The sequence below is a fragment of the Kribbella sp. NPDC004875 genome, from assembly GCF_042873375.1.
Lineage (GTDB): Bacteria > Actinomycetota > Actinomycetes > Propionibacteriales > Kribbellaceae > Kribbella.
Genome location: NZ_JBIALI010000005.1, coordinates 561,023 through 582,981, shown reverse-complemented (window position 1 = coordinate 582,981; position 21,959 = coordinate 561,023). Strand labels below are relative to the sequence as shown.

Annotated in this window: 19 protein-coding genes and 1 tRNA gene; 11 read left to right on the top strand and 9 right to left on the bottom strand. The window is 68.2% G+C overall.

What is annotated here, in order from left to right; all coding sequences use genetic code 11:
* Nucleotides 1-6: 6 nt before the first annotated feature.
* The 3 genes from ACFYRH_RS29285 to ACFYRH_RS29275 form a co-directional block, all read right to left on the bottom strand.
* Nucleotides 7-1,473, bottom strand: coding sequence for an ATP-binding protein (locus ACFYRH_RS29285; protein ID WP_387782081.1), 1,467 nt, complete (start codon nt 1,471-1,473; stop codon nt 7-9).
* Nucleotides 1,473-3,134 (bottom strand): FAD-dependent oxidoreductase, encoded by a 1,662-nt coding sequence (locus ACFYRH_RS29280; protein WP_387782079.1) that lies wholly within the window; start codon nt 3,132-3,134, stop codon nt 1,473-1,475. The genes ACFYRH_RS29285 and ACFYRH_RS29280 overlap by 1 nt, the downstream gene beginning before the upstream one ends.
* Nucleotides 3,135-3,237: 103 nt before the next feature.
* The gene (locus ACFYRH_RS29275) at nt 3,238-4,326 is read right to left on the bottom strand and encodes a chitinase (RefSeq protein ID WP_387782077.1); all 1,089 of its coding nucleotides are present in this window, start codon (nt 4,324-4,326) and stop codon (nt 3,238-3,240) included.
* 219 nt (nt 4,327-4,545) lie between these two features.
* Here ACFYRH_RS29275 and ACFYRH_RS29270 point away from each other — a divergent pair, with 219 nt between their 5' ends.
* Nucleotides 4,546-7,530: a S8 family peptidase gene (locus ACFYRH_RS29270; protein WP_387782075.1), complete on the top strand. Its 2,985-nt coding sequence runs from the start codon at nt 4,546-4,548 to the stop codon at nt 7,528-7,530.
* A 43-nt stretch (nt 7,531-7,573) separates the two neighbouring features.
* Here the strand turns inward: ACFYRH_RS29270 and ACFYRH_RS29265 are convergent, their stop codons facing one another.
* The 3 genes from ACFYRH_RS29265 to ACFYRH_RS29255 all read right to left on the bottom strand — a co-directional run bounded on the left by ACFYRH_RS29265 (nt 7,574) and on the right by ACFYRH_RS29255 (nt 10,110).
* The gene (locus ACFYRH_RS29265) at nt 7,574-8,050 is read right to left on the bottom strand and encodes a winged helix-turn-helix transcriptional regulator (protein ID WP_387782073.1); all 477 of its coding nucleotides are present in this window, start codon (nt 8,048-8,050) and stop codon (nt 7,574-7,576) included.
* Complete coding sequence (locus ACFYRH_RS29260) at nt 8,050-9,279, bottom strand: MFS transporter (protein WP_387782071.1); 1,230 nt, start codon at nt 9,277-9,279, stop codon at nt 8,050-8,052. Before ACFYRH_RS29260 ends, ACFYRH_RS29265 begins: the two co-directional genes overlap by 1 nt.
* Before the next feature lie 90 nt (nt 9,280-9,369).
* Complete coding sequence (locus ACFYRH_RS29255) at nt 9,370-10,110, bottom strand: hypothetical protein (protein ID WP_387782069.1); 741 nt, start codon at nt 10,108-10,110, stop codon at nt 9,370-9,372.
* Nucleotides 10,111-10,740: 630 nt separating this feature from the next.
* Between ACFYRH_RS29255 and ACFYRH_RS29250 the strand changes: the two genes are divergently transcribed.
* The 4 genes from ACFYRH_RS29250 (at nt 10,741) to ACFYRH_RS29235 (ending at nt 14,717) form a co-directional block, all read left to right on the top strand.
* The gene (locus ACFYRH_RS29250; RefSeq protein ID WP_387782067.1) at nt 10,741-11,859 is read left to right on the top strand and encodes a helix-turn-helix domain-containing protein; all 1,119 of its coding nucleotides are present in this window, start codon (nt 10,741-10,743) and stop codon (nt 11,857-11,859) included.
* 49 nt (nt 11,860-11,908) lie between these two features.
* Nucleotides 11,909-13,018 (top strand): branched-chain amino acid aminotransferase, encoded by a 1,110-nt coding sequence (locus tag ACFYRH_RS29245; protein WP_387782065.1) that lies wholly within the window; start codon nt 11,909-11,911, stop codon nt 13,016-13,018.
* A gap of 35 nt (nt 13,019-13,053) precedes the next feature.
* Nucleotides 13,054-14,025, top strand: a complete 972-nt coding sequence (gene ligD, locus ACFYRH_RS29240) for a non-homologous end-joining DNA ligase (protein ID WP_387782064.1) — start codon at nt 13,054-13,056, stop codon at nt 14,023-14,025.
* A gap of 62 nt (nt 14,026-14,087) precedes the next feature.
* Complete coding sequence (locus ACFYRH_RS29235; RefSeq protein ID WP_387782062.1) at nt 14,088-14,717, top strand: nucleoside/nucleotide kinase family protein; 630 nt, start codon at nt 14,088-14,090, stop codon at nt 14,715-14,717.
* Here the strand turns inward: ACFYRH_RS29235 and ACFYRH_RS29230 are convergent.
* Complete coding sequence (locus tag ACFYRH_RS29230) at nt 14,704-15,453, bottom strand: TetR/AcrR family transcriptional regulator (protein ID WP_387782060.1); 750 nt, start codon at nt 15,451-15,453, stop codon at nt 14,704-14,706. The two genes, ACFYRH_RS29235 and ACFYRH_RS29230, sit on opposite strands and share 14 nt — an antisense overlap.
* A gap of 82 nt (nt 15,454-15,535) precedes the next feature.
* Here ACFYRH_RS29230 and ACFYRH_RS29225 point away from each other — a divergent pair, with 82 nt between their 5' ends.
* The 6 genes from ACFYRH_RS29225 to ACFYRH_RS29200 all read left to right on the top strand — a co-directional run bounded on the left by ACFYRH_RS29225 (nt 15,536) and on the right by ACFYRH_RS29200 (nt 20,905).
* Nucleotides 15,536-16,435 carry an ATP-binding cassette domain-containing protein gene (locus ACFYRH_RS29225; RefSeq protein ID WP_387782058.1) on the top strand — a complete coding sequence of 300 codons (900 nt, stop codon included), beginning with the start codon at nt 15,536-15,538 and terminating at the stop codon, nt 16,433-16,435.
* Nucleotides 16,436-16,445: 10 nt separating this feature from the next.
* Nucleotides 16,446-17,219: an ABC transporter permease gene (locus tag ACFYRH_RS29220; RefSeq protein WP_387782056.1), complete on the top strand. Its 774-nt coding sequence runs from the start codon at nt 16,446-16,448 to the stop codon at nt 17,217-17,219.
* A gap of 235 nt (nt 17,220-17,454) precedes the next feature.
* A complete protein-coding gene (locus tag ACFYRH_RS29215) occupies nt 17,455-17,652 on the top strand; it encodes a hypothetical protein (RefSeq protein ID WP_387782054.1) in 198 nt (65 codons plus the stop codon).
* A gap of 83 nt (nt 17,653-17,735) precedes the next feature.
* The gene (locus ACFYRH_RS29210) at nt 17,736-18,722 is read left to right on the top strand and encodes a proline racemase family protein (protein ID WP_387782052.1); all 987 of its coding nucleotides are present in this window, start codon (nt 17,736-17,738) and stop codon (nt 18,720-18,722) included.
* A gap of 50 nt (nt 18,723-18,772) precedes the next feature.
* Nucleotides 18,773-19,096, top strand: a complete 324-nt coding sequence (locus tag ACFYRH_RS29205) for a putative quinol monooxygenase (protein ID WP_387782050.1) — start codon at nt 18,773-18,775, stop codon at nt 19,094-19,096.
* Between the two features lie 60 nt (nt 19,097-19,156).
* Nucleotides 19,157-20,905, top strand: coding sequence for a protease pro-enzyme activation domain-containing protein (locus ACFYRH_RS29200; RefSeq protein ID WP_387782048.1), 1,749 nt, complete (start codon nt 19,157-19,159; stop codon nt 20,903-20,905).
* 39 nt (nt 20,906-20,944) lie between these two features.
* Here ACFYRH_RS29200 and ACFYRH_RS29195 read toward each other — a convergent pair whose 3' ends face one another.
* Nucleotides 20,945-21,685, bottom strand: a complete 741-nt coding sequence (locus ACFYRH_RS29195; RefSeq protein ID WP_387782046.1) for a hypothetical protein — start codon at nt 21,683-21,685, stop codon at nt 20,945-20,947.
* A 145-nt stretch (nt 21,686-21,830) separates the two neighbouring features.
* A tRNA-Met gene (locus ACFYRH_RS29190) sits at nt 21,831-21,904 on the bottom strand.
* Nucleotides 21,905-21,959 lie beyond the last annotated feature (55 nt).

Here is a 21,959-nt window from a genome sequence, read left to right as displayed (position 1 = left end):
GCGACCTCAGGCGAGCAGCGCCGGGTCGGACTCCAGCTCGCGCTCGGGATCGAGCGGCAGGACGATCTTGAAGACCGTGCGACCCGGCTCGGACTCGACGCGAAGGTCGCCGTGGTGCTTCTTCACCACGATCCGCCAGGAGATGTCGAGGCCGAGGCCCGTCCCCTCGCCGATCGGCTTCGTCGTGAAGAACGGCTCGAAGATCCGGCGCCGGATCTCCTCCGGGATCCCCGGTCCGGTGTCGCCGATCTCGACCACCGCATAGGCGCCGTCCCGCCGGGTCCGGAGCGTCAGGGTGCCGGAGCCGCCCATCGCGCTGACCGCGTTGTCGATGATGTTCGTCCACACCTGGTTCAGCTCGGCGGCGTATGCCGGGATCGCCGGCAGGTCGGGATCGAAGTCCTTCACCACCTCGTACCCCTGCAACTTCCCCGACATCATCACCAGCGTCGACTTCAGCAACTCCCGCAGGTCGACGGTCTGGTACGGCGCCCGGTCGATCTGCGAGTACTGCTTGGCGGCACCAACGAGTGTCGAGATCCGGGTCACCGAGTCGTCGATCTCGTTCATCAGCGACTCGGTGTCGATCGTGTACATCAACCACCGCACCGCGCCCTCGAGGTACTTCGGGCCGACCGCCGTCAGCACCTCCTCCATCCACGGCACGTCGAGACCGGCCTGGGCCAGCACCGGCGCCACGTCCCAGCTCGCCTGGACGTCGTGGTCGTCGAGCCAGTCGGTGAGCGTGTCCTCGCGATCGGACAGCTCCATCGGCGGGACGTCCTTGTCCTTGTTCTTCTCCAGGCGCTCGACCGCGTCGTCCTGCAGCGCGACGATCTGGTGCAGCTTGGTCGCGTCGAGCGTCCCGTCGGCCAGCATCGCCAGCTTCGACCGCATGCCGGAGACCCGCTGCCGCAGGGACGCCGCCGCGCGGACCGCCGCCGCGGCCGGGTTGTTCAGCTCGTGGGTCAGACCCGCGGACAACGAACCGAGGGCGAGCAGCCGCTCCCGCTCGCCCAGCGTCTCGTTGGTCCGCCGCATGCCCATCACGAAGCCCTCGATCAGGTGCACCGCCATCGGGAACCAGGTGTTCATCATCGACGCCATCGTCTCGGCGCTGATCACGAAGAACTCCGACGGCTGCGTCACCTGCATCGTCGCGGTGTACGACTTGTGGTCGTTGGCACCGAAGAACGCGTTGAACGCACCGGAGTACACACCGCGCTGGCTGGTGCGGTTGATCTCCACCAGCTCGCCGTGCGACAGCTTGCAGAGCCGGATCTCACCCGACAGCAGGACGTAGCAGCAGGACGCCTCGTCCCCCTCGTTGAACACGATCCCGTCGTGCACGGACTCGACGTACCCGGCCTCGGACAGCCAGCCCAGCTGCTCCTCGGTGAGGCTCTCGAAGAGAAACAGCGTGCGCAGCTCGTCCGGGGTCAGCCGCCGCGGCTCCACGGTCTGGTCAGTCATCAGAGCATCTCCAGGTATCGGTGCACCAGTGTCACGGCCATCGCCCCGTCGCCGACCGCCGACGCGACTCGCTTCACCGACTCGGCCCGGACGTCGCCCGCGGCGAACACGCCCGGCATGCTCGTCTCGAGGTGGTACGGCTCCCGCTCCAGCGGCCAGCCCGGCGGTCGGCCGTGCAGGTCCGGTCCGGTGAGGACGAAACCGCGCTCGTCGCGGAGCAGGTCACCGGGCAGCCAGTCCGTCCGCGGAGCCGCGCCGATGAACACGAACATCCATTCCGTGTCCACCTCGCGCTTCTCCCCGGTCTCGCTGTTCAGCAGGGTGAGGTGTTCCAGGTGCTCCGAGCCGATACAGGAAACGACCTGCGTGCAGGTGTGCACCTCGATGTTGCCGATCTCGGCGATCTGGTCGATCAGGTACGACGACATCGTCGCGGTGAGCGATGGTCCTCTGACCAGCATATGCACGCGCTCGGCATGCCTCGAGAAATAGACCGCGGCCTGACCGGCGGAGTTCGCCCCGCCGATGATGTAGACCTCCGAGCCGGCACACGCCGGGCCCTCGGTGGTCGCCGAGCCGTAGTAGATCCCGCGGCCGCACAGCTCGTCGACGCCGGGCGCCTGGAGCGTACGGTACGAGACGCCGGTCGCCAGGATCACCGAGTGCGCCGAGATCTCGCTGCCGTCGGCGAACCGCAGCCGTCGCGCGTTCCCGAGCGTCTCCAGCCCGACCACCTGCCGGGTCGTCAGCAGCTCGGCCCCGAACCGCACCGCCTGCCGGCGCGCCCGGTCCGTCAGCTGGGCCCCCGAGACACCGTCGGGGAAGCCCAGATAGTTCTCGATCCGGCTCGACTGGCCGGCCTGGCCGCCCGTCGCCAACTGCTCGACCAGGACGGTCCGCAGGCCCTCGCTGGCGCCGTACACCGCCGCGCCGAGGCCGGCCGGCCCGCCACCGACCACGACCAGGTCGTAGAAATCGTTCGCCGGCGCCGTGGTCAGGCCCACCTTGGTGGCCAGCTCGACCTCGGAGGGGGCGACCATCACCGTGGCGTCGGGGGTGATCACCACCGGCAGCGTCGCGCCGTCGACCCCGGCGGCGTCGAGGAGTCGCTTGGCCTCGTCGTCGTCGACGTTCAGCCAGCGGTACGGCACCGCGTTGCGGGCGAGGAAGTCGCGGGCCGCGAACGACGGCGCCGACCAGCGGTGCCCGATCACCCGGGTCTCGTCACCGGACGGCTCCGGGGTCGACCTCCACAGGTCGAGCATCGCGTCGACCACCGGGTACAGCTTCTCCTCCGGCGGGTTCCACGGCTTCAGCAGATAGTGGTCGAGGTCGACCACGTTGATGGCCTGGATCGCCGCGTCGGTGTCGGCGTACGCCGTCAGCAGCACGCGGCGGGCGAGCGGGAACAGGTCCATCGCGGCCTCGAGGAACTCGATACCGGACATCTGGGGCATCCGGTAGTCGGCCAGCAGCAGTGCGACGGGCTCGCCGCGGAGCTTCAGCTCCTTCAGCGCGTCGAGCGCCTGCGCCGGATTCTCCGCCCGGACGATGCGGTTCTCCTCGCCGTACCGGCGGCGGAGGTCACGGGCTATCGACCGGGAAACGCCGGGGTCGTCGTCCACGGTGAGGATCACCGCGCGGGTCGTTGACGCTGTCATGCGTCCTTCATACCAGCGAGAACGCACAAACCGGGACCGGTAATCCACAGGCCCGTGCCCGGTTCGCGAGGGGCTGATTCGCGAACCGGGCCCGAGGGGCGGCCTACGGGAGGGCGTCGAGGTACGGCGCGTGGCTGTTCCGGAACTCCCAGTTGTAGTAACGGTCCCAGTTGATCGACCACGTCATCAGCCCGCGCAGGCCCGGCGAAGTGCCGCCGCGGAGGCTGTAGCCGCCACAGTTCTGGCCCTTCGCCAAGCAGTCGAGCGCCTCGTGCACGGCTGCCGGGGCGGTGTAGCCGTTGCCTGCGCCGACTGCCGCCGGGAGCCCGAAACCGATCTGGTCGTCGCGCAGTCCCGGGAACGTCCGGTCGGTGTTCGCCACCGGGAAGCCGGCCTTCACCATGTCGGTCATCGCGATGTGGAAGTCCGCGCCGCCCATGGTGTGGTACTGGTTGTCCAGGCCCATGACAGGACCTGAGTTGTAGTCCTGGACGTGCAGGACGGTCAGGAAGTCCCGCACCGCGTGGATGACCGGCAGGTACGACCCGGTGCGGCTGTCGCCGCCGTTCGAGCCGCCGTAGAACTGGTACCCGACCTGCACGAAGAACGTCTCCGGCGCCATCGTCAGCACGAACTTGTCGCCGTACTTCTCCTTGAGGCTCTTCAGCGCCGCGATCAGGTTCACGATCACCGGTGTGGTCGGGTTGCGGAAGTCGGTGTCGCCGGAGTCCAGGTAGAGCGAGTGCCCTTCGAAGTCGATGTCGAGCCCGTCCAGCCCGTACTTGTCGATGATCGCGCTGACCGAGCTGACGAACGCGTCCCGCGCGGCGGCGGTGGTGAGCTGGACCTGCCCGTTCTGGCCGCCGATCGAGATCAGCACCTTCTTCCCGGCCGCCTGCTTCGCCTTGACCGCCGCGGTGAAGTCCGCGTCGCTCTCCACGTTCGGGCACTCACTCGCCGGGCACCGAGTGAACCGGATGTCCCCCGAGGTCACCGAGGTCGGCTCCCCGAAGGCAAGGTCGATGATGTCCCACTCGTCCGGTACGTCGGCCAGCGGCACGTACCCGGACCCGTTCGCGAAACTCGCGTGCAGGTACCCGACCAGCGCGTGCTTCGCCGGGTCCGGCGCCGCCTGGGCCGGAACCGTCGAGCTGGTGAGCAGAACCCCGAGAACCACCGCGAGCCATCGCATAGTCATTTAGTAGAGATGCTCCATAACTATCGGTCAATGCATCGGCAGGGGCGGGTATCCGACGCTGTCGGATACCCGCTGGCAGGTTTCCGCCAGCGGCAATTTGAAGCCAATCCCGTGTAGTCGGCGCGACGGATTGGCAGGCTCTTCGGCGTCCGTGCTCGGGGCGGGCGGCCGGGGCTACAGCCTCGGCCAGGACTACTGCCGTGGAGGCATCACGTGAACAGTCCCAACCTGCGCCGCCGCGCCGCATTGCTGGCGGGCGCTGCGCTGATAACCACCGCCTTGGTGGCTCCACCAGGCTCCGCGACACCGGGACCCGCTCCTGAGTCGGCCAACCGCTTCGGCTTCGCACCGGGCCGGTACGTCGTCACGCTGGCCGACAAGCCGCTCGCGACGTACCAAGGTGGCGTGACCGGGCTGAAGGCAACCAAACCGGCAGCTGGTCGCAAGGTGGACGTCAACAGCACCAGCGGGAAGGCGTACCGCGCTTACCTCAACGACAAGCACGCACAGGTCGCCGGCAAGGTCGGGGCGAAGGTAGACCACGACTACTCGACCACGCTGAACGGTTTCGCGGCCGCACTGAGCTCCCAGCAGGTCAACGAGCTCAACAAGACCCCTGGCGTCGTGTCCGTCGTACCTGACCAGCTGCACCACGCCCTGGACGACCGCAACCCGACCGACTTCCTCAAGCTGTCCGGCTCCAACGGCGTCTGGAACAAGCTCGGCGGTACGGCGTCAGCAGGCAAGGGTGTCGTCGTAGGTGTGGTCGACACCGGCATCTGGCCCGAGAGCGAGTCGCTGTCCGGCCCAAAGCTCGGCACCGAGCCGCCGACCGCCGCGGACCCGTACCGTCCCTACCTCGACGGCTCCACGACCGTCATGGAGAAGGCCGACGGCAGCACCTTCACCGGCAGCTGCCAGACCGGTCAGGACTTCACCGCCGACCTGTGCAACACCAAGCTGATCAGCGCGAAGTACTTCGGTGACGGGTGGCTGAGCATCGTTCCGCCGGAGCGGCGTGCCGACTACGTGTCGCCGCGCGACGGCGAGGGCCACGGAACCCACACGGCAACCACTGCGGCCGGGAAGGCCAACGTGGACGTCGTACTGGGCGGGCGCGACCTCGGAAAGGTCACCGGCGTCGCACCGGCCGCCAAGATCGCCGTGTACAAAGCGCTCTGGGAGGGCAAGGCCGCCAACGACTCCGGCGGTCTCACCTCCGACATCGTGTCCGCCATCGACCAGGCAGTGGCCGACGGCGTCGACGTGATCAACTACTCGGTCGGCTCGACGATCGAGTCCGCAGCCACCGACCCGATCCAGTTGGCGTTCCTGTCCGCCGCGTCCGCAGGTGTGTTCGTCTCCGCAGCCGGTGGCAACTCCGGTCCGGACGCATCGACGCTCGACAACACCTCGCCGTGGGTCACCACCGTTGGCGCCACCACAGTCGCGCCGTGGAACGGCACCGTCGTGCTGGGCAACGGCCAGAAGTACGCCGGTGTCAGTACTACTGTCTCGTCCGCGACCGGCAGCAAGCCGCTCGTCACCGGTGTCGCCGTCAAGAAGGCAGGCGTCAGCGATGCGGACGCACTGATCTGTCTGGCCAACACGCTCGACCCGGCCAAGACCGCCGGCAAGATCGTCGCCTGTGATCGCGGTATCAGTGCCCGCGTCGACAAGTCCGCCGAGGTACAGCGGGCTGGTGGCGTCGGCATGGTGCTCTTGAACCTCTTCGACCAGGACGTGGTCGGCGACTCCCACGCCGTACCGACTGTGCATCTCAACACGCCAGGTGCGTTGACGGTGCGTTCGTACGCGGCCCAGGCCGGCGCGACGGTTGAACTCGTACCGGGCAACACGACCACCAGTACGACGCCGTACCCGCAGATGGCCGACTTCTCGTCGCGTGGACCCTCGCTGTCGAGCAACGGCAACCTGCTGAAGCCTGACCTCGCTGCGCCTGGTGTGAATGTGCTGGCCGCAGTTGCGCCGCCGACCAACGGCGGACAGAACTACGCGTTCCTTTCGGGTACGTCGATGGCCGCACCGCACATCGCGGGTCTGGCGGCGCTCTACCTGTCGCTGCACCCGGACTGGTCACCGATGGCGGTCAAGTCGGCTCTGATGACGACGGCCGGCGACGTGCTGACCTCCACCGGCGCGGTCGACACCAACCCGTTCGACGCCGGCGCCGGTGAGGTGCAGCCGTCCAAGATGCTGGACCCTGGCCTCGTCTACGACTCGGGCGACACGGACTGGCTGGGCTACCTGGAAGGTACGGGCGTCAAGACAGGCACCGGCGTACCTGCGATCAACCCGAGTGACTACAACGCTCCGTCGATTTCTGTGGGACAACTGCTCGGTACGCAGACGATCACCCGCCGCGTGACCGCTGTGACTCCGGGCCTGTACCGGGCGACCGTGTCGGTGCCGGGCATGAAGGCAGTGGTGACGCCGTCGATCCTGAACTTCAGCAAGGCTGGTCAGACCAAGTCCTTCACGGTGCGGCTCACTCTCGACACCGGTGACTCCGGCGCGACGACCAACGGCTGGCTGACCTGGCAGGGCGCTGGCAAGACGGTCCGCAGCCCAATCGTCGTCGTACCGACGTCTGTGCTCGCACCGACCGCTGTGTCCGGCACTGGCGCCTCCGGCTCCACGTCGTTCACCGCTACCGTCGGCAAGGCCGGTGTGCCGATCCGCTCGTACGGCGTCGTCTCGGCACCTCTCGTACCGGGTGCGGTCCCCGCTGGTGCTGCTGACGCGGACCTGCCCGACTACCCGGTCACTGTGACCTCACAGACCAAGGCGGTGCAGTGGAACATCAAGACCGTCGACCCGGCCGGCAGCATCTGGCTGGTGCTCTACAAGGTCGTGAACGGCCAGATGCAGGCGCTGTCCTTCGTCGGTGACGGCTCCAACCAGGCGTCGGCCAGCCTGGCCGGTCCGACCCCGGGCGTGTGGGGCGTACTCGCCATCACCCTGTCCAACCCGCCGGGCGCCAGCACGACGGAGTACACGATGCAGACCAACGTCGTGACTGGCGGCGGCTCGCTCAAGGTGACGCCGTCGTCCGCACCGGGCGCCTTCAAGCCCTTCCAAGTCACCGCGTCGTGGTCCGGTCTCCCGACCGACAAGCGCTCCACCGGCTTCGTCGAGTTCCCGAACCGCGCCGGCACGGTCGTGACGATCAACTAGCGACATGAGTACGGCGGGCCCGCTACAACGGGTCCGCCGTACGTCAACGCCAGGTACTGCGATCTGCGGGGCCCCCGGGGACCGGCTCGAAGACCACATCCTCCTGCGGAACCTGCGCACCGTCCTTGTCCACGAAACCGACGTCGACAAGGCCATTGGTCCGTGTGTCGCGCCGGAGCACCGTCGGCCCGTCCGCACGCGGTACGTGCACATCACCCCACTGCTGCAAGGCCGCCAGCACGAGCTTCAGATCCTCACCCGCAGGCGTCAGGTGGTACGACGACCGCGCCCGCTCGCCTTCCTCGCGGTACTCATGCTTCTCCAGCAGACCGGCGTCGACCATCGCGTTCAACCGGTTCGTCAGGATGTTCGGCGCGATCCGGAGGTAGTCGCGGAAGTCCGCGAAGCGGGTGGTCCCGAGATGCGCCTCGCGCAGGATCAGGAAGGTCCAGCGGTCGCTGACCAGCTCGAGTGCCCGAGCGATCGAGCAGTTCGGCCGGGTCGCCGTACGCGTCGTCATCACACCTCCTCGACCTGCTTCGCCATCAGGGCACCGGCAGCGAGGACGGCGAGCAACGCCAGGCTACCGATCACGATCACGCCCAGGACCAACGCCGTACCGAGTCCCGACGCGGTCGCCACCAGCCCGAGTGCCAGGGCGATCGCTCCCTGCAGGATGTAGGCGACGAGATACACGGCAGCTACCGTGCCGCCGCGGTGGTGAGCCGGCGCGTGCGCGGTGATCAGACCGAGACCGCCCGAGAAGAGCAGGCCGTAGCTGATGCCGCCCAGCACGGTGGCGGTCATGAACAGCGGCAGCGAGTGCAGCTGCGCCGACGTCTCGAGCACCGCGAGGTCCACCAGCGTCGCGACCGCCCCGACCAGGACCAGACGGCCGGCTGCGAAACGACGTCCGGCGACCGCCGTGACCCCGATCGTGACAGACATGATCGCGAGCACCAGACCGATGACGAAGATGTTCGCGGTCCCGATCAGCTGGCGGGCGACCTGAGCGCCGAGTGCGAGGAAGACCGAGCCGAACGCATAGGCAGTCGTCACGGCGACGGCGGATGCGACGTACAGGGTCCGGATCTCCTTGGCGACGGAGATCGGACGCGGCCGCCAAGGGCCTCGGCTCTCGTCCTTCGTGTGCCGCGGGAGTCGCCAGACGAGGCCGAAGACGACCCCGACCACGGCGAGCAACACCCAGAAATCGAGGTGCAGCGGCAGCGGCGCGTACTCGATCAGGCCACCGCCGACGATCGTCGCCAGCGCGAGCCCGGCCGCCGTCGCCGCGGTCGTCACGGACGAGGCGCGGGCTGCCTTGCCGAGCGGACTGAACTCGACCACGGCGGCCGTCGCGGGCGTAAGCGCGAGGCCGACGCCGGCTCCCATCAGCGCTCGACCGGCGTACACCCACGCGACCGACGGTGCGATCGCGAAGAGCAGGACACCGGCGAGCAGTGCGCCGACGCCGTACAGCATCGCCGCCCTTCGCCCGATGTAGTCGGACAGTTGGCCGAAGACGAGGAGGAAGGCAACCAGCACGACCGGGTAGACGGCGAAGATCGCGGTGGTCGCAGTGGGGGTGAGATGCCAGGCCGAGGCATAGAGCGGGTACGTCGTTGTTGGGGCGGCGCTGGTCCAGAGGCTGATGCCCGCTACTGAAGCGGCCGTCCAGAAGCCGGCGCGCCGGCTCAGCGTGCGCGGTGACCGCGCGGTGGTCAATTCGAGAGTGCTAGTGGTCACGCCGGGTTCCTCTTCCTGAGTTGCTCGATGAAACTCAGAACACCTGAGTTGCTCGACGCAATCCAGATCGGCAAGTGATCCGGGTCACACTCAGATCCAGCGCCGCCGCGCGGCCTGAACACCCGCCTGGAATCGGGTCTGCGCGCCGAGAGCATCCATCAGCGCGCGGACCCGGCGCTGCGTCGTCCGCGGACTGATCCGGAGCCGCCGGCTGATCATGTCGTCCGTCGCCCCACCCGCCAGCAGCATCAGGATGTCGCGATCCGGCGCCCGCAACTCCGCCACCTCGCCCGTCGCCTCGAGCTCGGGCATCGGGACGGCCAACCCCCAGAACATCTCGAACGTCGCGATCAGCCCGTCCAGCAAACCGGTCGACCTGATCAGCAGATGACACTCCGCCGGCGCCCGCTTCGTCAGCGCGACCAGCGCCATGTTGTCGTCTCCCAGCACCATCTTCATCGGCATCTGCGGCAGCACCCGGCTCTCCTCACCGGCCGCCCGCAGCTCCGGCAGCACTGTCATCACCTCTTCGGACTCGAACACCTCGAACCCGTAGATCGCGCGATACGCCAACCCGTCGGCCAGCCGCTCCAACTCGAGCTTCTGCTGCGACGCCGGCGGCGCCGAGTACGGCCCCCGATCCAACGCCCGGATCTGCTCGTGACAGCTCCGCTGCATCTCCTCGTACGCCGCGAGCAACGTCGGCCCGTCCTCAACCAGCTCAACCTGCTCCCCCCGCAACACCGGCTTCCCCCGAGCGGCCAGCAACTCATCCGCCACCACCCGCAACCGAGCCACCTGAGCATCAAGCTCATCCAACGGATCAATCACCCCCGCACACTAAACCGCGTCAAGTAAGTCGAACAGCTCCATCTCAGCAGCAGCACCCCACCGCCCGATCGGGCCGTTCACGGGCCGCACCTGAGACACGGCCAGGCCTGGCCACAGCGGATGCAGAGCCCGTCGGGAGTCCCGGCGGGCAGCCAAATGGTGGGAGCTGGGGCGGTGCGGGCGCTTGCAGCGGTGCGAGTGGTCTGGGTGGTTGGGTTGCTTGGGTTCGTGCGAGCGACCGGCGTGGGGGCTTGGGTCCAGTGGAGTTGGGTGCGGGGATCGGGGGCGTGGGCGGCCAGGAGGGCTTCTACGCCGGCGTCCCAGGTCGACGTACCTGGGTGGGGGCCGCGCCAGCGGACGGTGACTGCGCCGTCGGACCACTCCACGCCTTCGGCGAGGATCGCGGTGGGAGTGGGGTGGCGCACCAGACGGAAGAGACGAGCCTGTCGCTGCAGCGTGTTCACCTCGCCAACAGTGCCCGGAACGCACTGCGGACAACAGGTGTGGGCTGTGGGCTGTAGGAACAGCCCACAGCCCACATGTCCTTGTTTTGAACGGTTTTTGTCGGCGAGGGCTTGTAGCTTGGCCGGCACGCACCACATGAGCTCGAAGCACGAACGGGGTGGTCCTGTGATCGAGACAGCAGCCTTCGGTCCCCTGCTGCGGCAGTGCCGGCAGGCAGTCGGTCTGAGCTTGCGGCAACTCGCGGCACGCGTCGGGTACGACTACAGCTACCTGTCCCAGGTGGAGCGCGGCCAGCGGCCCGGCTCTGCCGACTTGGCCCGCCTCTGCGACCGGGAGCTCGGCACCGGCGCCCAGCTGACGACCAGCTTCGAGCGAAGGCCCGCGCGCACGAGTCAGCAACAACCAGAGCCCGCCAACGGGTTGGAGACGGCCTGGCGTGGGCTTGTCGCGACAGCCGGCGAGGCGGACCGGCGTGAGTTGCTTGGTGACGTCCATGCTGTTCCGCCGACGGTGCTCCTTCCGGAGCTGGTGAGCCTGCTGCGCGCACGGAGCAACCAGACAGCCGAGTTGAGCATGCTCATCGCCGAGACTCTGACAAGACTCGGTGACACCTACACAGCAAGGCGTTGGTGGTGGGCTGCGCGAGCGGCCGCCGACGGTGCTGGCGAGACGTCGGCGCTGGTGCGTGCGAGGGAGGCGATCAGCGGTCTGGCCGAGCGACGTCCTGCGGAAGCGCTGCTCCAACTGGCTGATGACGCGGTAACGCTGGACCGGCAGAGGCCTGGTCCGGCCGGGTGCTTCCCACGCGCGGCCCGAGCCTTGGTCCTCGCCGAACTCGGGCAGACGAGCGAGATACACGCGGCGTTGCAGGAGTTGATCGGCGTCGGTGACGAGCTGCTGCAAACAGGTGCGGTCTACGAGCTGCACTGGGCAGAGGGCCGGGTCTGCGCACAGCTCGGGTACGGCGTGGCGGGCTGTGTGTTGTTGGAGCGAGCCAGAGAGCTCTGCCCGGACACCTGGATCGGTGAGCGCGCCCGACTCGACCTGACGCTTTCCGAGTGCCTGGTCGTCGCAGGTGAGGTCGCCGCGGGACTCGCCTTGGCGCTGCGCGCGCTGATCGAGTTGCCCGACGAGTGGCATGACCTCTGGGTGTACGACGCTGCGCACCGGGTCCTCCGCGTCGTACCGGATGGTCAGCTTGGAGGCACCGAGTTGCGGGCGCTGCTGGCGCACTCGGCGTACCGCAGTGGTCGGAGTGTGGGCGGTGGGTCGAGGTGGACATGAGGGCAGGGGTAGCGTGCGGTGAGTGACAGGTGAACAGCGGGGAACGGTAGTGACAGACGCGTGGGACTTCGCGGTCGAGCTGCGGAGCGACCCGGCCACTGCGGCGGCTCGTGCGGCCGTATTGGCGGAGCCGGTGTTCGGCCAGTCGTTCACGGACCACATGGTGATCGCCAACTGGTCGGCGGACCGCGGCTGGCACGACTCCAAGGTGACGGCGTACGCACCGCTCAAGCTGAGCCCGGCGGCGGCTGTCTTCCACTACTCGCAGGAGATCTTCGAGGGCCTCAAGGCGTACCGGCACCCGGACGGCTCGGTGTGGGCCTTCCGCCCCGATCGGAACGCGGCCCGGTTCACCGCGAGCGCGGAGCGGCTCGCGCTGCCTCACGTTCCGGAGGAGGAGTTCGTCGCGGCCCTGCGTGCACTGGTGACCGTCGACGAGGCTTGGGTGCCTTCAGCGAAGGACGGCGAGACCAGTCTGTATCTCCGGCCGTACATGATGGCCACCGAAGCCGCTCTGAGCGTCCGGCCGGCTCACGAGGTGCTCTTCGGCGTCATCGCCTCTCCCGCCGGCCCGTACTTCAACACCGGCCCCAAACCGGTCTCCATCTGGCTGACCACGTCGACCATCCGGGCAACCCCGGGCGGCACCGGCGCGGCCAAGTGCGGTGGCAACTACGCCGCCAGCCTGGCCGGCCTCGCCGAAGCGGTGGCGAACGGCTGTGACCAGGTCGCGTTCGTCGACGCCGTCGAGCACAAGTGGCTCGAGGAGATCGGCAGCATGAACATGTTCTTCGTGTACGCCGACGGCCGGATCGCGACCCCCGAACTGTCCGGATCGATCCTCGAGGGCGTCACCCGCGCGTCAGTGATCGAGCTCGCCGCCGACCTCGGCCACCCGGTCGAGGAGCGCCGGATCTCCGCCGACGAGTGGAAGAACGGCGTACGCGACGGGGAGATCACCGAGGTGTTCGCGTCCGGCACCGCCGCGGTCATCACCCCGATCGGCCGCGTCGCCTGGCCCGACGGCGACCTGACCATCGGCGACCACTCGGTCGACCACGGCGTCGGCCCGGTGACCGCGAAGATCCGCAGCTCGCTGCTCGACCTGCAGTACGGGCGTACTCCGGACACGCGCGGCTGGCTCACCCGCTTGGCCTGATGCCGTTTGTCCCCGGGGCCGGTTAGGTTGGCGTCATGGCCGCGTCCAAGGGGAAGTCTCCGGCGATCGAGCTCGAGGTCGGCGAGCGGACGGTCCGGATCTCGAATCCGGACCGCGTGTACTTCCCTGCCCGTGGCGAGACCAAGCTGGACCTGGTCAAGTACTACCTGTCCGTCGGGGACGGCATCGTCAACGCGCTGCGCGAGCGGCCGTGCATGCTGCACCGGTTCCCCGAAGGCGTCGCGGGCGAGAAGGTGCACCAGAAGCGGCTGCCGCACGGTGCGCCGCCGTGGATGGAGACGGTCCGGGTCAAGTTCCCGCGGTACAACCGGACCGCCGACGAGCTGTGCGTCACCGAGATCGCGCATGTCGCGTGGGCGGTTCAGATGTCGACCGTCGAGTTCCACCCGTGGAACTCGCGCCGCGCCGACACCGAGAAGCCGGACGAGTGGCGCATCGACCTCGACCCGATGCCCGACTGCCCCTTCGATCGGGTACGCCGGGTCGCGCACACGGTCCATGAAGTACTCGACGAGCTCGGCGCGGTCGGCTACCCGAAGACGTCCGGCGGCAGCGGCATCCACGTGTACGTCCGCGTGAAACCCGAGTACGGGTTCTCCGACGTACGGCGGGCCGCCCTCGCCTTCGCCCGTGAGGTGGAGCGACGCGCGCCCGATGACGTGACGACAACCTGGTGGCGCAAGGATCGTGATCCACGACTGGTCTTCGTCGACTTCAACCAGAACGCGCGCGACCACACGATCGCGGCGGCGTACTCCGTCCGCGGCAACCCCGAAGGGACCGTGTCGACCCCCATCCACTGGGACGAGATCGACGACGTGAACCCGAAGGACTTCACGATCGCCACGGTCCCCCAGCGGTACGCCGAACTCGGCGACCTGCACGCCACGATCGACGAGAACGTCTACTCCCTCGAGACGCTGATGGAGTGGGCCGAGCGCGACGAACGCGAAGGCGCCGAAGAACCACCACCGCCGGAGGAGTAGGCCGCGGACCCGCACCACTCACCAACCCTCACCGTCGCGGCTACCTCGCTTAGGATTCAGCAGTGCAGACCCTGGACTCAGCCGCCGCCTACGAGCGTGCCGTCGCGCTGGCGACACGAGGGCGGCGGCAGATCCTGGGCATCACCGGGGCGCCGGCGTCCGGAAAGTCGACGTACGCCGAGCAGCTCGCCGCGAAACTGGCCGCGGACGGACACAAGGTCGCCCTGGTCCCGATGGACGGCTATCACCTCGCACAGTCGGTTCTCGACGAGATCGGGCTCGCGGATGTGAAGGGTGCGCCACAGACCTTCGACGGCTTCGGCTTCGTCGCGTTGCTGCGCAGGGTGAAGGAGTCACCGGACGAGCAGATCTGGGCGCCGCGCTTCGACCGCAGCATCGAGGATTCGATCGCCGCGAGCATCGGCGTAGCACCCGAGGTCACGCTGGTCCTCACCGAGGGCAATTACCTGCTCCTCGACGAAGCCCCCTGGTCAGCGCTCCGCGCACTGCTCGACCAATGCTGGTACGTCGAAGTTCCCGAAGAACTGCGTCACCAGCGGCTCGAGGCCCGGCACCGCCTGTTCGGCAGGTCCCCCGAGGAAGCGCACGCGCGCACCTACGGATCCGACGAGCGCAACGCGCACCTGATCGCCGCCACCGCGTCAGCGGCCGACGCGATCATTCACCCTTGACGGACACCCGTTCGATGAACGCGGCCACGCCGTCCAGGTACAGCTGCAGGCCGAAGTCGAAGTCGGCCTCGTTGTCCTCCTCGAAGCTGCCGACCTCGTCGAACACGCCGGCCTCCACGGTGCGCGCGACGGCCGGATAGACGCGCGGGTCCGCGACCCGGCGCAGCGTCGAACCGAACCGCTGAAAGGCATCCGGATTGTCCGCGTAGCCGGCGGCGAGGTCGAACGCCATCCGGATCTCCCCCTGCACGTAGGTGATGAGCCCCATCACCACGCCGACCTTCGCCTCCTCCGGCAGGCCGGTGTCCTTCAGCACGCCGAGCGCGGAGTCGAACCAGGCGAGGTTGTTCGGTCCCGCGGGCGGTCCCGAGATCGGCACCCGGGCGTACCAGGTATGCCGGCGGATCGCCGCGATCACGCCGTCCGCCCAGAACGTCAGCCCGGTGCGCCAGTCGACTCCCTCCGGCATCGGGTCCGGGCGCTCGAGCGCGGCGTCGGACATGATCACGAGGAGCTCGTCCTTGTTTTTCACGTGCCGGTAGAGCGCCATCGTCGAGTTGCCGAGCCGCTCGGCGACCCGGGCCATCGAGACGGCCGCGAGATCCTCGGCGTCGGCGATCTCGATCGCGGCCCGGACGATGTCGTCGAGCGTCAGCGACGGCTTCGGCCCGCGCCGCGGGGTCTCCCGCAAGCGCCACATCGCCGCGACGTCGGCCGGCAACTCCTCGTTCTCCACCGGGTCAGTTTAGGGCTTGCCGAGCCCTATTGCGTACCTGCTACGCTATTTAGCGTATCTAATACGCAGTAAGGAGGGGACGATGATCGTCGAGGCGACCGGACTCCGGAAGTCGTACGGCCCGACCGACGTACTGGCCGGGGTCGACCTGAGCATCGAGGAGGGGTCGGTGCTCGCCCTGCTCGGCCCGAACGGTGCCGGCAAGACCACCACCGTGCGGGTCCTGACCACACTGACCCGACCGGACTCCGGTACGGCGAGCATCGCGGGGTACGACGTCCTTCGCGAGCCGGCCCGGGTTCGCGGGGTGATCAGCCTGACCGGGCAGTACGCCGCGGTCGACGAGAACCAGACGGGCCGGGAGAACCTGGTGATGGTCGGCCGGTTGATGCATCTCGGTCGAGGTGCCGCGCGGCGGCGTACGTCCGAGCTGCTCGAGCAGTTCGGACTCACGGCCGCGATGGATCGGCGCGTGAAGACCTACTCGGGAGGCATGCGCCGGAAGCTCGATCTGGCGATGAGCCTGATCGCCCGGCCACGCGTGATCTTCCTGGACGAGCCGACGACCGGTCTCGACCCAGCCAGTCGGTCAGCGATGTGGGACGCGATCGTCGACCTGGTCCGCGACGGCACGACGATCCTGCTCACCACGCAGTACCTGGAAGAGGCGGACCGGCTGGCTGACCGCGTGGTGCTACTCGACGAGGGGCGCATCGTTGCCAGCGGTACCGCGGACGCCCTCAAGACCCAGATCGGCGGCGAGCGGATCGAATTGCGGTTCGCTGACGAACTGCAGCTGCTCAAAGCGAGCGGCGTACTGAACGGTGTCGCGGACGGACTCGTACTGAACGTCCCGTCCGACGGTACGGCGATGCACCTGCACCACGTCCTCGACGTACTGCGGGACAACGGACTGGAGCCGGAGCGCGTGTCGTCGCACCGGCCGACGCTCGACGACGTGTTCCTCGCTCTGACCGCGTGAGAGGTTACTGATGACACACCAGGGAGTTGTCGCCGCGTGCTCGGACGCGGCGACGATGATCGACCGCAGCGTCCGGCTGGCCCGGCGCAACGTCGACACGATGTTCGCCGCGGTGCTGATGCCGCTGCTGATGATGGCGCTGTTCGTGTACGTGTTCGGCGGTGCGATCGACACGGGGACGGAGTACGTGAACTACGTCGTACCGGGGATCCTGCTGCTCACCACTGGGTACGGCGCCGCGTCGACCGCGATGGTGGTCGCGGACGACATGAACAGCGGCATGATCGACCGTCTGCGCTCACTGCCGATCCACAGCTTCGCAGTGCTGACCGGACACGTGGTTGCGAGCGTGGCGCGCAACGCCACCTCGACAGCGATCGTCATCCTCGCGTCACTGGCCATGGGGTTCCGGCCGGCCGGCGGAGTAATCGACTGGCTCGGGGTGATCGGTCTACTGCTCCTGTACGTCGTTGCGCTGTCCTGGCTCGCGGCGGGACTGGGGGTGATCGCCAGGTCGGTGGAGTCGGCCAGCACGCTCAGCTTCTTCATGCTGTTCCTGCCGTACCTCAGTAGTGCCTTCGTCCAGCCGGAGTCGATGCCTGCGTGGCTACGGCCGGTCAGCGAGCACCAGCCGATCACGCCGGTGATCGAAACCGTCCGTAGTCTGCTGCTCGGGACGCCGCTGGGAGACAACGGCCGGCTGGCGCTGGCGTGGTGTTCTGGTCTGCTCCTGTTCTCGATTCTGCTCGCGACCTCGCTGTACCGGAGACGGACGAACCGCTGAGCGGACGACGTTGTCAGACTCGCCCGAAAATGACCGGGTGTGACCCCTTGGTCGGGTTAACGTCAAAGTCCCCCCCAACGTGTGGTGGTCCCACTCCCCCCGGGACCCACACGGACAAGCGCCCCGATCATCGATCGGGGCGCCTTGTTTTCTGCGGATTGTTCTTCCTCCGGTGTCGAACCCGGGCCCTCTGGTTCGACGTACCGGTAAGAGCGACCAAGAGGAGAGGGTCAGAATGAACATCAGCACCGACACCCGGACCATGATCGTCACCATGCTGGCCGAGGGGAGCCCGGTCTGGTACGTGGCCGGCATGGTCAACATGCGAAGCCACGACGTGTACCTGATCGGCCGCGAGGCCGGTTACCCGGACAAGGCCAGCCTGCGCCGCGCCGTCTGGGCCGCCCGGAACCGCGTACCGCAAGCCGCCTGACACCTCGTCCAGGTCGCTCGCGCCGCTGTCTGCCCCGTGGAACCGGGGCGGGCAGCGGTTTTGGTTTGTCTAAGGTGCTTTCCGTGGACGATGTGCGTGTTGTGGACTACCACACTGCGGGCGAGCCGTTCCGGATCGTCACGTCGGTCGAAGTTCCGGGTTCGTCCGTGGCAGACCGGCGCGTCACGGCGCAGTCGTCCGAGGCGGTCGACGCCGTACGGCGGTTGCTCGTCAACGAGCCGCGCGGTCACGCGGACATGTACGGCGGGTTCGTCGTACCGGGTGATGACGACGGAGCCGACTTCGGGGTGGTGTTCTGGCACAAGGACGGGTACTCGACGGCGTGTGGACACGGCACGATCGCGTTGGCGACCTGGGCGGTCGAGACCGGACTGGTCCAGGTTCCGCGGGACGGCGCGAGCGATGTCGTGATCGACGTACCGTCCGGGCGGGTCGTCGCTCGGGTGAGCTGTGTCGGTGGAGTGGTGTCGAGCGTTGCCTTTCGCAACGTTCCGGCGTACGTGCTGCGCCGCGGCGTACCGGTGTCCACCGCGCGCGGTGAGGTGCTGGCGGACATCAGCTACGGCGGCGCCTTCTACGCCTCCGTCCTCGCATCGTCCCTCGGTCTGTCGTTGAACTCCGCGTGCTATGCGGACCTGATCGCGATCGGCCGGGAGATCAAGTGGGCCCTCGACCCGGTCGCCGTCCACCCGGCCGACCCCCGCCTGAGCGGTCTCTACGGCACGATCCTGTACGACGATCTCGGGGACGGACCGTCCGGTCCGCATCAGCGCAACCTCGCGGTCTTCGCCGACGGCGAGGCCGACCGCTCCCCCTGCGGCTCCGGTACGTCGGCACGCCTCGCCCTCCTGCACGACGAGGGCCGGCTGCGGCTCGATCAGGCGCTCCAGCACGACTCGATCGTCGGCACCACGTTCCTCGGCCGGGTCGTCGACGAGACACCCGCCGGCGTCATCACCGAGGTCACCGGCAGCGCCTTCCGCACGGGGACTGCGACGTTCACGCTGGATCCACGTGACAATCTGGGCACTGGCTTCACGCTCCGCTGATTCTCGTTTCGAGCCTGGAACCTGGCGGCTGTCGGGATAGCTTGGTGCCCATGATCTTCATTACCGCGAAGTTCCGTGTGAAGCCCGAGCACGCCGACGACTGGCCGTCCATCACCGCCGACTTCACCACCGCGACCCGCGCCGAACCGGGCTGCCTCTGGTTCGACTGGTCCCGATCGCTCGACGACGCGAACGAATACGTCCTGGTCGAAGCCTTCGCCGACGACGACGCCGCGACCCACCACGTCACCTCGGACCACTTCAAGGCGGCCCAGCAGCACCTGCCGCCGCACCTGGTGGAGACGCCGCGCATCGTGAACTTCAAGGTGCCCCAGGACGGCTGGTCGGAGCTCGGCGAGCTCGCGGTCAAGTAGCCCTCCCGCCGCGTAGGGTGATCAAGTCGTGACTGATTGATCACCCAGCGTGGAGGGGTCTTGCTGAGGACTGCCATCGCCGCCGCAGGCTGCGCGGCCCTCGTACTCGCCGGCGTCTCCGCCGGGGCGGTCACGGCAACGCCTCAGGCGGGCTCCCTGAGCATCCAGGTGTGGCTGAAGCCTGACTGGGACAGCGCCTCGCGATTCGCTGCCGCGGTCTCTAGGCCGGGCAGTCCCGAGTTCCACCACTACCTGGGCCCTGACGCGTACACAGCCCGCTTCGGCCCGTCCACCGCGACAGCCCAGGCCGTCTCCGACTGGCTGACGGCCGGCGGTCTCGAGGCCGAGGTCAGCGCGGGCCGTGACTACGTGGCGGCGTCCGGGCCGGCTTCGACCGTTCAATCGGTCGTCGGCGTTCAGGGCGACACGCGCCCGGCGTCGCTCGCTCAGGCCATCATGGGGGTCACGGGGCTCGGCACCTCCCACGCCTCCGCAGCGCAGACGTCACGCCCTGCGCAGCCGACTTGCTCGTCTTATTGGGCGCAACATGTGGTTCCCGTCCACCCGTCGTACCGCGGTCTGACCAGGGCCTCGCTGCCGATCTGTGGATACTCGGCCCGGCAACTGCGTGCTGCTTACGGGGCTTCGTGGGCCTTCACGGGCAAGGGCCAGACTGTTGCGCTGACCGAGAGCGCGGCGCCGACCGCGATGTTCCAGACGCTGACCGAGTACGCGAAGCGGAATCACCTTCCGGCGCCGACGCCCAGCCAGTACCGCGAGACGCAGGCCGGCGGCGACGCCAACTGCGGCCCTCGCGCGCGCAGCGCCGACCGGTACAACGACGAAGCCGAGATGGACTCCGAAGCCGTCTACGCGATGGCGCCCCATGCGGATCAGCTGATGGTCGTCGGAATCGGTTGCGACGAGGACCAAGCCCTCCTGAACGCCACGCTCTCCGTCCTCATCGGCGACGGTCACCGCCCGAGCGCCTCGATCATCTCCAACTCGTGGCAGATCCCGATCGGCGACGTCACCCCGCAGACCATCCACGCGATCACCGTCCGCGCGGCTGCGGAAGGCGTCGGCCTGTACTTCGCTTCCGGTGACACACCCGGCCTGACAACGACGGCTTCGGATCCGCTCGTGACGGCAGTCGGCGGTACGACGCTGGGCCTCGGCGCAGGGAACACCCGGGTGTTCGAGACGAGTTGGTCGAACGACACCGCGGTCCTCGAGGACGGCGAGTGGAGTGACCTGGGCGTCAGTGGCGCGGGCGGTGGGACGAGCCTGACTTATCCACAGCCCGCGTATCAGAAGGGCGTCGTACCGGCGTCGATGTCACACGTGAAGGTCGGCGGCCGGACGGCGGTGAATCGTGCGGTGCCGGACATCGCCGCCGTCGGCAATCTCAGCACCGGCATGCTGACGGGCTACACGGCCTCGGACAACACGTACCGAACGATGGTGAACGCCGGCACCAGCCTGTCCGCGCCACTCGTCGCGGCACTGGTCGCCGACGCGCAGCAGGGCCGGCGCTCGACCTTCGGTTTCATCAATCCTCTGATCTACCGCCTGCACGGCACCCCGGCGTTCCACGACATCCTCCCGGTCACCGCGACGACGCCCAAACAGAACCGCGCGACCTACACCCCCGCCAGCAACACGGACAGCGCAAGTATCGACGTCTTCGACTCCCAGAACCCCACCGACACCAACCAGATCACCGCCAAGGGCTACGACACCATCACCGGCGTAGGCACCCCCAACGGCCTCCCCTTCATCCTGGGACTACGCCTGGCCGCCGGCTGAGCCTGATGCGATGTCAGCGGCACACGCACCGGCCGTCGCTCAGAGACGCAGGAGCCCGTCGGCGAGCGACTCGCGCAATCCAGCGGGCGGCTCCTCGTAGCCCGCGTCCCACAGTGCGCCGGGAAATCCGCCGGCCGCGAACGCCGTGTTGAGATCGTCGACGAACCAGATCGCAGGCCCCACCTTCCCGTCGATTCCGGGGCCGGGAAGGTCGATGCCGTACGGCGCGTCGCCGCTGATGTTCGCCTTGTGGAGCTCGTCGGGCGCGTAGTCGAGTTGAAACGCGATGCCGGCGTCCCGGCGCACGGTGTCCGTGAGGTACGCCGCGTGCTCGGCCTCGTAGTACGAGCGCGAACCGCCCTGCTCGGCCCACTCCAGCTGCACCACCAGCGGATCCGCGAGCACGCTGGCCGGCCAGCCCGGCAAGTCCCCGACGAGCCACACGTCGCCCACCTGCCGGATCCACGCACTGACCGTCATCGGGAACGGCGCGAACGTCTCCTCCAGCCAATCAGCCAGCGCAGGCGCACCCGGCGACGGCGGAACGTGAGCGCGACACGGCGTCCCCTCGTCGTCGTTCACCTCCGCACGGAAGCCCTGCGCCTGCAGCCGCTCGACGAGCGTCTCGACGTTCCTGCGGGCACGGTCGGCGAACTCGCGCGCCACCGCCTCGGCGTCCTCGCGGTACGGGTCGTCGAAGACCCGTACGCCAAGGTCACGCAGGTCGCGCCATACGTCGTCGGGATCACCGGACACGTACCGCGCGTGAAAGCTCGCCATGCTCACCATCCTGGTAGGGACCGACCAGCGTCAGCCGCTGAACACTACGCGAAACCCTCAGCGAATGGCGCCGACTCGGCAAACCGCAGGTCAGCCCCACAGAGCAAAGCGAAGGCCCGGACCTGATGGTCCGGGCCTTCTTCCGTAGCGGGGGCAGGATTTGAACCTGCGACCTCTGGGTTATGAGCCCAGCGAGCTACCGAGCTGCTCCACCCCGCGTCGTTGTGTCTTTAGTTTAGAGGATCTGGGCCGAGCAACCAAATCGGCTCCCGGT